The 13,390-nt window shown below is 35.5% G+C and carries 11 protein-coding genes; 2 read left to right on the top strand and 9 right to left on the bottom strand.

Annotated features, from left to right (window positions below; all coding sequences use genetic code 11):
* The first annotated feature begins 513 nt into the window (after window positions 1-513).
* Complete coding sequence (locus tag ACFFIS_RS06740; RefSeq protein ID WP_320378445.1) at window positions 514-1,944, top strand: carbon starvation CstA family protein; 1,431 nt, start codon at window positions 514-516, stop codon at window positions 1,942-1,944.
* Window positions 1,945-2,025: 81 nt separating this feature from the next.
* On the opposite strand, the gene ACFFIS_RS06735 is transcribed toward ACFFIS_RS06740, so the two are convergent.
* The 9 genes from ACFFIS_RS06735 to ACFFIS_RS06695 all read right to left on the bottom strand — a co-directional run bounded on the left by ACFFIS_RS06735 (window position 2,026) and on the right by ACFFIS_RS06695 (window position 12,449).
* Window positions 2,026-2,829: an energy-coupling factor ABC transporter ATP-binding protein gene (locus ACFFIS_RS06735; protein WP_390186719.1), complete on the bottom strand. Its 804-nt coding sequence runs from the start codon at window positions 2,827-2,829 to the stop codon at window positions 2,026-2,028.
* Window positions 2,819-3,694, bottom strand: a complete 876-nt coding sequence (locus ACFFIS_RS06730) for an energy-coupling factor ABC transporter ATP-binding protein (protein ID WP_320378443.1) — start codon at window positions 3,692-3,694, stop codon at window positions 2,819-2,821. Before ACFFIS_RS06730 ends, ACFFIS_RS06735 begins: the two co-directional genes overlap by 11 nt.
* Window positions 3,691-4,449 carry an energy-coupling factor transporter transmembrane component T family protein gene (locus ACFFIS_RS06725; RefSeq protein ID WP_390187086.1) on the bottom strand — a complete coding sequence of 253 codons (759 nt, stop codon included), beginning with the start codon at window positions 4,447-4,449 and terminating at the stop codon, window positions 3,691-3,693. The genes ACFFIS_RS06730 and ACFFIS_RS06725 overlap by 4 nt, the downstream gene beginning before the upstream one ends.
* Window positions 4,450-4,553: 104 nt before the next feature.
* Window positions 4,554-5,156, bottom strand: coding sequence for an ECF transporter S component (locus tag ACFFIS_RS06720; RefSeq protein WP_320378441.1), 603 nt, complete (start codon window positions 5,154-5,156; stop codon window positions 4,554-4,556).
* Window positions 5,157-5,631: 475 nt separating this feature from the next.
* Entirely contained in the window at window positions 5,632-6,348 is a 717-nt protein-coding gene (gene treR, locus ACFFIS_RS06715; RefSeq protein WP_390187084.1) for a trehalose operon repressor, read from the bottom strand.
* A gap of 132 nt (window positions 6,349-6,480) precedes the next feature.
* A complete protein-coding gene (gene treC, locus ACFFIS_RS06710) occupies window positions 6,481-8,139 on the bottom strand; it encodes an alpha,alpha-phosphotrehalase (RefSeq protein ID WP_390186717.1) in 1,659 nt (552 codons plus the stop codon).
* A 24-nt stretch (window positions 8,140-8,163) separates the two neighbouring features.
* Window positions 8,164-10,110, bottom strand: coding sequence for a PTS system trehalose-specific EIIBC component (treP, locus tag ACFFIS_RS06705; protein WP_390186715.1), 1,947 nt, complete (start codon window positions 10,108-10,110; stop codon window positions 8,164-8,166).
* Window positions 10,111-10,294: 184 nt separating this feature from the next.
* Window positions 10,295-11,884: an MFS transporter gene (locus ACFFIS_RS06700; RefSeq protein WP_390186714.1), complete on the bottom strand. Its 1,590-nt coding sequence runs from the start codon at window positions 11,882-11,884 to the stop codon at window positions 10,295-10,297.
* Between the two features lie 277 nt (window positions 11,885-12,161).
* Entirely contained in the window at window positions 12,162-12,449 is a 288-nt protein-coding gene (locus ACFFIS_RS06695) for a DUF1292 domain-containing protein (RefSeq protein ID WP_320378440.1), read from the bottom strand.
* Window positions 12,450-12,720: 271 nt separating this feature from the next.
* Here ACFFIS_RS06695 and ACFFIS_RS06690 point away from each other — a divergent pair, with 271 nt between their 5' ends.
* Window positions 12,721-13,332 carry a hypothetical protein gene (locus ACFFIS_RS06690; protein ID WP_390186713.1) on the top strand — a complete coding sequence of 204 codons (612 nt, stop codon included), beginning with the start codon at window positions 12,721-12,723 and terminating at the stop codon, window positions 13,330-13,332.
* Window positions 13,333-13,390: the final 58 nt, after the last annotated feature.

Below are 13,390 nucleotides of genomic sequence, written 5' to 3'. Positions count from 1 at the left end.
GATTTATCCTAAATGTGCTGTTTTTTTAAATGCTATTAAAATATATGCGTTGAATTGTGATTTTAGTAGGATTCTAGGAAAAAATAGTTTGATAAGAAAATTTCAATACCAAGGGGTGCCACAAATCTCTATCTAAATTGAAGAGAATAAAGGATAAGGTTGCAATGCGCCTTTCACACATATGTCTCTTAAACTTGAACAAATCGAATATTTGCTGATTTTTAGTTTCCTATCATTCTTTTAATCCTCCCGTGATTACTTGAATATCTTGTAGCATGCGATAAAAGTCCCATACGAACTAATGAAGCTCACTTTACAATTACTACCATTTTTATGACAGTTTTCAAAACTTTCCATTGCCATTCCTGAAAATAAATGATAATATAAATTGTGTCGAAAATATGTCGAAATATAAGAAAGCACTATTTCAATACATGTAGCAATTATAGTTTAAGAGTTTATTTTTTATAAAAAAATGATAGCGCTTTGTATTCTAAATAAGGAGTGACAGAAATGATAACATTTTTAGTTTGCATTGGGCTATTAGTTGTAGCTTATTTCACTTATGGTAAATTTGTAGAAAAGATATTTGATCCAACTGATGCACGTAAGACTCCCGCATATGCAAATGCTGATGGCATTGACTACGTGCCAATGGGGAAACAAAAAAATGCACTCATCCAGCTATTAAATATTGCTGGAACTGGACCAATCTTTGGGCCGATTATGGGTGCTTTGTTTGGACCAGTCGCTTTTTTATGGATTGTAATAGGATCTATTTTTGCCGGAGCTGTACATGATTATTTGACTGGAATGATTTCTATTCGCAATAAAGGAGCACATATTCCAGAATTAGCCGGAAAATTCTTAGGTAACTTTTCAAAACATATTGTAAATATCTTTGCGTTATTGTTATTACTTTTAGTTGGAACCGTTTTCGTAACAACTCCAGCTTCATTACTAGAAATACTATTAAATGGAAAACTAACATTAGGTATATTAATAGGAATTATATTTGTCTATTATTTCCTTTCCACAATTTTACCGATAGATAAAATAATTGGGAGATTCTACCCGTTCTTTGGGGCAATCCTTCTTTTAGGAACATTAGGCGTTGGGGTTGCGTTATTATTTTCAGATTACACAATTCCAGAAATGACATTGAAAAATTTACATCCAGACAATGTACCGGTTTTTCCAATTTTGTTCTTTACCATTACATGTGGTGCTTTATCAGGTTTCCATGCAACACAGTCACCAATTATTTCGCGAACGACTCAAAAAGAATCACAAGGTCGTTATGTTTTCTATGGCATGATGATTGCAGAAGGAATTATTGCGATGATTTGGGCTGCAGCAGCTATGAGCTTACTTGATGGCCAAACATTGAGTGAAATGATTGCAAATGGTACACCATCAGCAGTTGTAAATGATGTTTCAAAAACTTTACTTGGGGCAGTTGGTGGAACGATTGCTGTATTAGGTGCAATTGTCCTTCCGATTACTTCTGGTGATACAGCATTTCGTGCGGCGCGTTCCATTATTGCAGATTACTTGAAAATTGATCAGAAGAAATTAGCAAGACGCTTATCGATTGCGATACCTTTATTTGTAATTTCAGCAGTTTTAACGCAAATTGATTTCAATATTTTATGGCGCTACTTCTCTTGGGCAAACCAAGCAACAGCAGCAATTGCACTATGGATTGCCACGGTGTACCTATATGTAAAAGGGAAAAACTATTTTATCTCGTTAGTCCCTGGATTCTTTATTACGTATATGGTTTTTGTTTATATTTTAAATCAAAAGATAGGATTCAATTTAGATTTAAAACTATCCTTTATTCTTGGTATCATTTTGACGGTTGCATTAACGATTGCAATCTTTATCAAGGCTAAAAAGAACAGGATAGAAAAGATTGAAACAGATGTAGAAGTTGCGTAGTCCATGTAAATTCATATTGAACTTTGGGGTATTGTTAAAATAGAAAATATAAAAAAGCGGATGTGGGCAGCATCCGCTTTTTTATTGGGGTCTGACCCCTTCAATTAACTGTTCGACCGTTAAATGTGTTCCTTCTACTTCTAATTGATTCGCTACTTGTATGACATATGGTTGTGCCAAATTGGCCTTTTCTAGCATTTCTTTATTAGTAAAAACTGTTGCTGGGGTACCATCTAATAAAATGTTGCCTTCATTAAATACAATCGTACGTTCAAATACTTCAGCAGCAAAGTCCATATCGTGTAAAATACAAATGACTAGCTTGCCTCGTCTTCTTAAACTCCAAATAATTTCCTTGATTCGCTGCTTTCCAACATAATCTTGCCCCATAGTCGGTTCGTCAAAAATAATAACCTTTGTATCCATTGCTAATATAGAAGCAATTGCAATCATTTTTCGTTCAGCTAAACTTAAGTCATAAGGGTTTTTATGAGCATATGTTTCAAGCCCCACCATTTTAAGTGCATCAAGAGCAGACCGTTTTGCTTCATTTTTATCTTGAGCAATATGGAGCGGCCCAAACATCACTTCATCTAACACGTTATTTTTAAAAATCTGGTCATTTGGATTTTGAAAGACAAGCCCAATATGACGTGCTAACTCGGAGGCAGTATATTCTCTTAAATTTTTATCATTTAAAAAAATATCCCCACTTGACGGTCGTATTAACCCTTTTAATAATTTTACGAACGTTGTCTTTCCTGCACCGTTTTGCCCGATAATAGCGGTTGATTGTTCTTTTAAGATGAATTGGAGTCCTTTTAATACTTCCGCATGTTCTGTATATGAAAATTTTATGTTTTGTATGCGAATTTCACTCACCATGACCACCTAACTTTCGAAGGACAGTTTTTGTAGCCAATTGATTCGCTTTCAATTGTTGCAATGTTGCAGGATATAGTCCCGTTTTTTGATCATATATTCCGAGTGCTTTTGCTACGTTTGTTACGACTGGTGCTTCTACTCCACGTTCATATAAATCATCTCTCGAAAAGATTTTTTCTGGTGTAGCAAAATCTATTAATTTCCCATCATCTAAGAGGAGAACTCTATCAGCATATTGCGCGAGTTTTTCCATCTTTTGTTCAGCCATCATAATCGTAATTCCTTCTTTCGCAAGATTTTCGACTACTTTAAACACTTCATCAGAGCCTTGGGGATCAAGCTGTGACGTTGGCTCATCCAAGATTAATATAGTTGGTTTCATCGCAACAACACTTGCAATTGCTACTCGTTGCATTTGCCCTCCTGACAAATCAAAGGGATTTTTTTCTCTAATGTTTGTAATCTCAAGCAATTCTAGACTTCTTTCAATACGTGCTACCATTTCCCCACGATCAATGCCCAGATTTTCGAGTCCAAAGGCAATTTCATCAAACACTGTATATTTTGAACCGGTCATTTGCGAAAATGGATTATCAAAAACGAGTCCTATTTTTTTCACGACTTCATTCATATCAGATTGTCTAACTTCTACCCCATCAATTATTACTTTTCCACCATAAGCTCCTTTAAAAAAATGTGGAACAAGTCCAGATAAAGCATAACAAAGTGTAGACTTACCCGCAGTATTTCTACCAATAATTCCAATGAATTCTCCCTTTTCAATCGTAAATGAAACATCATGGATTGCGAGTTTATCTGTATCAGGGTATCTGTATTTTAAACCTTCTACTTGTATCATACTCATTGAAAAATCCTCCATAATATTGTACTTATCAAAACGATGCATAAAAATCCTTGCATGGCACTTTGATAACGATAAGTGCGTGACTTATTTAAAAATGTCTTTTTTCCTTTCAAGTTAAAGCCACGCATTTCCAGTGCAATTGCACGTTCTCGCGTATCGTTTAGAGAATTCAGTACAACAGGACCGATTAAAGGGAAAAATGCTTTCATGCGTATGACTAAATTCCCTTCCGTTTCCATCCCTCTTGAACGTTGGGCATCTGTAATTTTCCCCATAGTTGCTTGCATTTGTGGGATAAGTTGGAAAATGGATAAGAGCACATGACCTATTTTTGGTGATAAGCCTTTTTTAATAAGACGTTCCACTAACTCATCTGGTTTCGTCGTTAAAATGAGCACACCAAATGCACTTAACATATTTAAAACACGTAATGTTAATAAAAGAGCAACAGAAAACCCTTCCTTATAAAGAGACACATTTCCAATTGAAAATAAGATGGTTTCGTTATCTGGATGAAAGAAACCTTGAACAATAATAATCGATATAATCAAAATGAGACTAATACCGATGATAGGTAGTATTTTCCAAAGCACTTTACCAATGATTAATAGTAATAAACTAACTACAGTCACACCAAGAACAAACCCATGTAACGGTAAAATATATGTAATCGCAATACTAACAAAAACATAAAGCAACTTTGTAATCGGATCAATTCGATGTATAACCGATTCTTTATCAACATAAAGAGTCATATTCAAAACAATCGACACCCTCAACTAAATTTTTGAAACATGGGGACGGTTCTCCTGTTTCATTCAATGCGTGGAACGGATCGGGTCCCCACAACTGAAGATTTTTATAGTTCTTCTATTTCATCGTCACTACGATAAATATTTGTTAATGACTTCGGTAATCCTTTAAAGATTAGGAAACTGATAATAACTGTTGCAACTTTATCTGGTACATCAACAATGATACTATCACCAAAAGATGCCAACCAAACTGGATAATCCTTCGTCAATAAAAAGGCATAAAAAGCATCGCCCCACACGTTTCCTGTTTGACCTTCCCAAAGCCACATGTTTAATGGTGTGGAAACTATTGCGGCAACAAATCCTACAACAAGACCAATTACAATCGCCTTTCCAATATTTTGAATCCAACCCTTATATGCCATGATACCAACACCAAGACCGATAACACCGCTTGTAATTGCATAAACGGTTGAAATTGGATCAACTGTAAAACCATAAATAAGATTATTAATAATACCAGATGCCGCTCCAATTATTGGTCCTGCTAACATACTTGCTAGAACTGTGCCAATTGCATCAAGCCACAGTGGTAGTTTCAGTAATCCAGCAAATAATTTACCTAAGTAGTTTATCCCAATAGCTACTGGAATGAGTACAATTGCTGCCGTGGACAATTTTAATGACCACATACCTTTTTTGCTCATTGCTTTTCTCTCCCCTTTTAAATGATGTATGTTAAATGGAAGCAATAACTTCCAAAGTAACCCATTACCCCGTAAAGAACATTTACTTTTTTAAAGATGACATATTCATTTTGATTCTGATTCTTACTTATTCAAACCTGCTGTATAAGTTTGACTTTCATAGACTAGTAAACTAATAAATTAGATGTAATCGGTTCCAAGTTAATTTACTAATTTATAAAAATGATCGGCTTTGTTTATATTTACGCCTATTTTTAACCATTATGTTCAGGACTTGTTCCTGCTGCATTGCATTGAATCCCTTAATGTGAATCACTTCACATGATATCCAAGAAAATGTAACATGATTTAACAAGATTCTACCATAGTTTATTAAAATTACAATCCTTATTAGAAATTTCTTTAATAGAAGGAAAAGATGGAGGAAAAACAAAAAACGGGGGTCTGACCCCCGTTTAATAAGTCTCCAATGTTTTCAATTATGCACTCTTCTTGCAAATTCAACGAAACGAAATTTATCGGGGCGGTGCCGTGACTCGGTATATTGAAATAAACTCGTATCTTCCAAATAGACCTTACTTTTAATAACTACAACGTTGGAGAATCCGTTTAAATCCAAATATTTTCTATCCGCTTCTGTCGGTTGCTCGACGACAATCTCTTTTCTAGCGAAGCTAATTTTTAATCCAAGTTCATGCTCTAAGTAATCGTATATGGAGTCTGCTGCAATTTCCGTTGTTAAATCAGGTACATAATGGGGATTAAAATAATCTTTATCTAATATAATTTTTTCTCCAGAGATTTCCCTTACTCGAACAACTTTCCAAACCTTTTCTTTCGCGCTTATTTCTAAATCCTTTTGCACAGATTCTTCTGGTTCCATTAAAGCCAATTCTTTTACGAGCGTTTTAACAGGCTCCTGCATTTCACTTGCTAATTCTTTAAAACTAACAATACCTGAAACAGGAAAGTTAAATTTCGCTTTACTAATTACAACGGAACCTTTGCCACGGATTTTTTGGATATATCCGTTCTGTACAAGTAGATCAAGGGATTTCCGAATTGTTTCCCGTGAAGTATCATATTTAGTTGCCAATTCATTTTCAGATGGTAACATCGTTGATTCCGGCCAATAGTCTGTTTCAATTCTATTTACAAGCTCATGATATATCGTTAAATATTTTTGCATGATTATACCTCATTATATATCGCATATTTGAAGCACAGGGACGGTCCTCCCGTTTCATTGAGGCACGAGAACCATCCCTATGTTTCACGCACTTTCGTGAAACACGAGAACCGTCCCCATGTTTCACCAATGTTTCTACTTTATATGATACACAATGGATTCGTATGGGCGCAATGTTATTTGTTTTATCGTGTGACTGGAGTCTGGATAATTTGAGAGTAGGATATTAGCTTTTTTTCCTTTTTCCAAATCAAATTGTGTGCTTACATTTTCTTCGTAGAAATTGCTGATGACAAGTAATGTTTCTCCGTTCCATTGGCGTCTATATGCAAAAATATGTGGATTATCAGCGAGCAAGAGTTCATAATCTCCATATGTGATGACATCATGTTTTTTGCGTAGTGCGATTAATTGTTTGTAATGATAAAAAATTGAGTTTAAATCATTCATCGCATTTTCTGCATTAATTTCTTTATAATTATCCGCTACTGGAATCCAAGGTTTTCCTTTTGTGTATCCAGCATTTTTATTTGCCGACCATTGCATTGGTGTTCTTGCATTATCACGTGATTTTTGTTTAAGAATTTTCATCACATCTGATTCCGATTTGCCTTTTTTTAACATCATTTTATATGCATTCAACGATTCTACATCACGATAATCATCAATCGATTCAAAACCAGGGTCTGTCATGCCAAATTCTTCACCTTGATAAATATATGGTGTTCCTTGCATCATGTGTAAAGTTGTTGCAAGCATTTTTGCGGACTCTTTATGATATTTTTCATCATCACCAAACCGAGATACAACACGTGGTTGATCATGATTGCACCAAAATAGTGCATTCCAACCATTTCCTTTATTCATCCCAACTTGCCAATCCGACAAAATTTGTTTTAACTCAAGAAAATCAAACGATGCTTTCGTCCACTTTTCTCCATCGAGGTAATCAACTTTTAAATGATGGAACTGGAAAGTCATATCCAATTCTTTTCTTTCCGGATTCGTGTATAGCACGCATTGATTTAGAGACGTAGAAGACATCTCCCCAACCGTCATCATATGATATGGTGCAAAAACTTTTTCGTTTAATTCATGTAAAAATTCATGAATTCTCGGTCCGTCCGTATAAAACTTTCTTCCATCTCCTGATTCGTCATTGGGAAACTGTTGATTTTTAGAAATGAGGTTAATAACATCTAAACGGAAACCATCAATCCCTTTTTCAGCCCAAAACCGCATCATGTCATATAATTTTCTGCGTAATGTTTCATTTTCCCAATTTAAATCCGCTTGTGTTCTATCAAATAGATGTAGATAGTATTGTTCCGTTTTTTTATCATATTCCCATGCAGATCCACCAAATTTCGACTGCCAATTATTTGGTAGATCACCATTTATTCCATCATGCCAAATATAAAAATCCCGATATGGACTATCCTTAGAACGTGATGCTTCTTTAAACCACTCATGCTCTGTCGAAGTATGGTTAATCACAAGATCCATTATTAATTTCATATCTCTTTGATGGGTCTCATGAAGTAGTTGCTCAAAATCTTCCATCGTTCCATATGATTCATCAATGGCAAAATAATTACTAATATCATATCCATTATCATGTTGCGGTGATTGATAGATAGGGGTCAACCAAATGACATCGACCCCTAACTCCTTTATATAATCTAATTTTTTGATAATCCCTTGTAGGTCACCAAAACCATTACCAGTTGTATCATAGAAACTTTTGGGATAAATTTGATACACTACTGCTTTTTTCCACCATGCTTCTTTCATTGTTAAAACACCTCTTCTGACTAATTAATCCGTACGATACTTCCGTTTTGCAATCATAAATGTGATGACAAATGGCACAACAATTACAATGGCCATCCCAATGATAAAGGATACCCACCCGTCTGGTATAATTGAAAAGATTCCTGGAACACCACCGACGCCAACTGAAGATGCTAATACGTGTTGCATCGTAATAAAGGCACCCGCAATTGCTGAACCGATAATCGCTGCAAAAAATGGATATCTAAAGCGTAAATTCACCCCGAATAATGCTGGTTCTGTAATACCTAACCAGGCAGATATTCCTGAAGTTCCAGCTAAGCCTTTTAATTTTTCATCTCTAGCTACTAGCATCATCGCAAATGCCGCTGAACCTTGGGCAATGTTTGATAATGCAAGAATTGGCCATAAAAATGTTGAGCCGGTACTACCAATTAATTGTAAATCCACTGCTAAGAATGTATGGTGCATTCCTGTAATAACGAGAGGCGCATAAATAGCTCCGTAAACAAGCCCACCAACAATTGCAAATTGATCAAAGACAGCAACTAACCCATCCGTAATCCAGTTTCCAATTGTAAATGTGATAGGTCCAATAATTGTGAACGTAAGAAAACCAGTAACGAGTAATGCAATTGGTGCAACGACTAATAATTGTAAGGAATCCATTACCCGCTTTTTAAGAAATATTTCCGTTTTTGCTAGAAGCCATGAAGCGAATAATACCGGTAACACTTGCCCCTGGTATCCTATTTTATTAATTTCCAAACCAAACAAATTCCAAGTCGGAATTGTTCCTTCTTTTAAGGCATCGCCATATGCCCAAGCATTTAATAAATCCGGATGAACTAAAATAAGTCCAAGTACAACACCTAATAATTCGTTCCCACCAAACCGTTTAACAGCGGACCAACCTATTAATGCAGGCAAAAAGGTAAATGCAGTATTGGCGATAATATTTATCATATCTGCAATACCTTCCCATTGTGGATACATCTCAATTACAGATTGTTCACCAAAAATACCACCATTTGCTAAAATATTATTTAATCCCATGAGCAAACCAGCTGTCACAATTGCTGGTAAAATAGGAATAAAAATATCTGCCAAAACTTTAATTCCACGTTGCAACGGATTCTGCTTTTTACCTACAGCAGCTTTTACCTCATCTTTCGTTGCCTCGCCAATTCCTGTTTCTTCGACCATAGCAGCGTATACTTTATCAACTGTTCCTTGGCCAATTACAACTTGGAACTGACCATTCGCTGAAAAAGAACCTTTCACAAGTGATATATCTTCTAATATATCCTTTTTTACCTTTTTCTCATCAACAAGTGCAAATCGTAATCTAGTCACACAATGCGTGGCAGCTTGAATATTGTCAATGCCACCCAATGCCGTGACAATTTCTTTCGCCTCTTTCGTATATTTTGCTTCTTTTTTATTAGATTCTGTTTCTACTTGTTTCGTAGTTTTCGCATGTTGTTCTGAATTATTAGCTCCAATTGGACGCACTTCAAATATATTACTTTCCCCAGCTTGTGCATGCAGTTCACTTGTTTTTTTTGAAATTACTAACGAATCTCCATTCGTAATCACAATAGGAGTAATCGGACTCATAGCATGAGTACGAACGAAATTTAAATCAAATGTTACTAAAGGATCGCCAACACGAATTTTGTCCCCTTGCTCAACATGAACTTCGAACCCTTTTCCTTGTAAATTCACCGTATCTAATCCAATATGAATCAGTATTTCAGCACCTGACTCACTTTGTAGACCGATAGCGTGCTTAGTTGGAAATACTTGTAATACCTTTCCATCAACTGGCGCAACAACCTTTCCATCTGTAGGTTCAATTGCCAATCCATCCCCCATCATTTTTTGAGAAAATGTTGGATCAGGAACTTGTTCCAATGGTAATACTTTTCCTGTTAATGGTGCATAGATTTTACTAATTTTATTAACCATCGTAAACCCTCCCTTTTAACTTTGTTTATTTATTTTTCCCCTTACTTGTATATACAAGTTTATATTAATAAGTATAACTTGTATATACATGTTTTGCAAGGGCTTTCATATTATATAAAAAAATACCTGTAAATAGAACACTTTTTCAAGTAATCTATCTACAGGAATTATATTAGACTATATGTTATGCCTGCGTTTCCCTTGCTTCTAGCAGTTCATCCTCTTTGTATTTTTTACGAAAACTAATCACGATTACAATCATGAATAATGCCATGATGGATGTAAAATAGTAAATTGGTCCATATGCTGCATGTGCTGCTTGTTGAAATGCTTCTTCTAATGCAGCGCGTACTGCTGGGACTGGGATTTGATTAATTTTTTCTGTTATATCAGCATAGCCTCCACCACTTACCTGTTCCATCATACCTGCAGGAATATCATTTGGATTTATTCCATGTGCTTGTAATTTTTCTGGAATAAGCGCACCTAGCTTCCCGAAGCCATTTTGAATAAAGGTTGCATAAATAGTTGGTGAAATTGTTAAGCCTATTTGTCGTGCTACTGAAAGTGTACCAATTGCAGAACCTTTTTGTCTTCCAGCCGCGTTTGATGTTAACACTGTTAATGGTGCACCGAGCACAAATCCAAAGCCGATACCGGCCAAAACAGAGAAAATAACAAATAGTAATTTTGTATCTGCAAAATACCCGAGTCCGCCAAAGCCGAGAATAGCTATCATTCCCGAAAAGACAATTGTTTTTACAGGTCCTTGTTTATCAACAAAATACCCACCACCTCCTGCACCAATTCCAGATGCTAAAGCTAATGGCGTCATCCAATAACCAGATTTGGCTGCTGGTATTCCTAAGATTTGCTCAACAAATGATGGAATAAAGATCACTGCACCAATAAATGTTCCGGATAGTAATCCCATAATCAAAGTCATAGAATACGTTGGTTTACGAAGTAGTTCATAAGGTAAAATCGCATCCACATTCGATTTTTCATTTCGCTTTTCCACGTATAGAAGTGTTGCAAAAAATATGATTCCTAATATTAATAAACCGAGTACACTCCAATCAAGGAAGCTTTGTAGTAGATTTCCTGTGCCTAGATTGTTTACTGCAAACATCATACTTAAAATAAAGAATGATAAAAGTGTAATACCGAGATAGTCGGTTTTCGACATGACTTCCTCTTTTGTTTCTTTTAGTAAAAGTGCCCCACTTACCAGTAGGATAACCCCAATTGGTACATTGATTAAAAATAGCCAATGCCAAGTTCCTGTGATATCCATTAAAAAACTACCGATATTTGGACCAACAACAGATGCTATCCCATTCATACCACCTAATAAACCGAGCATGCTTCCTTGACGATCTTTTCTAACAGTACTTAATACGTGGGAACTCGCAATAATGAAAATTCCTCCTCCACCAAATGACTGAAGAAGACGTGCTGCTAAAAAGAGTGTAAAGTTTGTACTAAGCGCAACACCAAGTGACCCAATCGTAAATATTGCAATTTCAATAAGATATAACCTTTTTCTCCCGTAACGGTCAGCGAGTTTCCCAACGATAGGCGTCGTCACCGCTAATCCTAATGTATAAAGCGTAATCCCCCATGAGCCCGATGTCGCGGATACATGAAAAGAGGAATTAATCGTCGTTAATGCAGCACTAATAATTCCATTATCTAGCGCTGCCATAAATACACCAATCATTAAAATAATAAAGCCAAGGTTTTTTTGCTTCTCTTTTTGTTGCTCTACCATATCAACATCTCCTACTACAAGTTGCCCTTCTTGCTTGTAATTTCTGCCCTATACCAAATTATGTGCATCATAAAATATTGCAAACCATTTTCCTTTTAAAATAAAATGATAACAAATAAAAATGAATAATATATGAATGGAAATTTACAAAGTTCATCGTGATGACAGTAAACCTGACGTAAATATACCTTCTGTGTATACATAAAACGTAAAAACAGGAGCTGTGTATAGGATTAATCCCTCAATACAGCTCCACACATGAAGAAGATAATATTCATTATTCTTCGGTATCATCTTCATCTTCTGCATCTACGAATTCATCAAATGCCTTAGACACTTTTTGAAACTCATCATCCGAACTAAGTTGATCTAAATCGCCATCGTCGTCAATTTTCATAAAGAAAATATCAATATCATCATTTTCCTCTCCCGTTAAATCTTCCACAAAAGATACTGCCACATAATCAGTATCTTCTACAGTCATGATTGCCATCACTTCCATTTCCTGTTCTTCTGTCATATCATCACTAATTGTGAATGTATCGCCTACTTTTATTTTATCCACAGCTATTCCTCCTTTTTGCATTTATTGTACACGTATTATAAATTTATGTACGAAAATCTATTCTTTTAAACATCCGTTCTCTATCTATGCTGGATTACTTCTTCTACCTTTTCATCCTATAAGTAACTTATCACTGTTTTGTGCGATTCATTCTGTTTATTCACTTCCACTCATAACCTTGTGACTAAAGACTCTTGTATGAAGTTTTTTTTAAGATTATCTTATGGTTATACGATTGAAAAAGGCCTTTACGGGGAAAGAGGGAGAACTTTTGAATGCTCATGATGAAATATACGATGAACTAGAAAATGATGAAAACTATGAGGACGATGATTCCTTATTAGAAGAGGAACCCAAAACAAAAGTAGAACTATTTCTAAACGCATTATTACTTTTAAGTGTGATATTTGCAATCATTTGTGTTATTTTAATCGCTTTTATTGGTGATAAATATTTTATAGAAGGCGAAATTTTAGTTAGACTTATTGCGTTTTTTATTGTTTTATCTTTAGGTATTGCGTCGTTCAAATATTTTCTAGCCTGCAAAGGAAGATTGAAATCTATTTTTATGTTACTCGCAACAGCCTTATTATTCGGGACATCATGGTATTGCGGCATCGATGCTATTACCGTATACAATGATCGGGAGGCATATCAAAACGGGGAATTTGAAATTATTACCGCTATTCCACTTCAAGTTGGATTTGAATCTAGTAACTCAACTCGACATGTCTCAGACCTTATATTTGATAACGATTTGACTATTGATGTGCTTCACCTTTGGATTCCAAAAAGAACGTATGAAACGGACTATGAAGGCAAGTCATTAGAAGTACGATATGTGAACTACTCCCACCACTTACCACCCTTACGGGTCGCTTGAAGTGGGGGCTTCTTGGGTAATCGACACTTTTAGTAGCTGGCGAAATGGACCAAGCTAA

The sequence above is a fragment of the Paracerasibacillus soli genome (genome assembly GCF_042432965.1).
Classification (GTDB): Bacteria; Bacillota; Bacilli; order Bacillales; family Amphibacillaceae; genus Paracerasibacillus; species Paracerasibacillus soli.
Note: the sequence above shows the minus strand (reverse complement) of the source record. Positions and strands in the feature narration are given on the sequence as shown.

Bases quoted from the DNA above. Each gene is read 5' to 3' on its own strand.
- ACFFIS_RS06740 (WP_320378445.1), top strand. From the start codon at position 514: ATGATAACATTTTTAGTTTGCATTGGGCTATTAGTTGTAGCTTATTTC.
- ACFFIS_RS06735 (WP_390186719.1), bottom strand. From the start codon at position 2,829: ATGGTGAGTGAAATTCGCATACAAAACATAAAATTTTCATATACAGAA.
- ACFFIS_RS06730 (WP_320378443.1), bottom strand. From the start codon at position 3,694: ATGAGTATGATACAAGTAGAAGGTTTAAAATACAGATACCCTGATACA.
- ACFFIS_RS06725 (WP_390187086.1), bottom strand. From the start codon at position 4,449: ATGACTCTTTATGTTGATAAAGAATCGGTTATACATCGAATTGATCCG.
- ACFFIS_RS06720 (WP_320378441.1), bottom strand. From the start codon at position 5,156: ATGAGCAAAAAAGGTATGTGGTCATTAAAATTGTCCACGGCAGCAATT.
- treC (WP_390186717.1), bottom strand. From the start codon at position 8,139: ATGAAAGAAGCATGGTGGAAAAAAGCAGTAGTGTATCAAATTTATCCC.
- treP (WP_390186715.1), bottom strand. From the start codon at position 10,110: ATGGTTAATAAAATTAGTAAAATCTATGCACCATTAACAGGAAAAGTA.
- ACFFIS_RS06700 (WP_390186714.1), bottom strand. From the start codon at position 11,884: ATGGTAGAGCAACAAAAAGAGAAGCAAAAAAACCTTGGCTTTATTATT.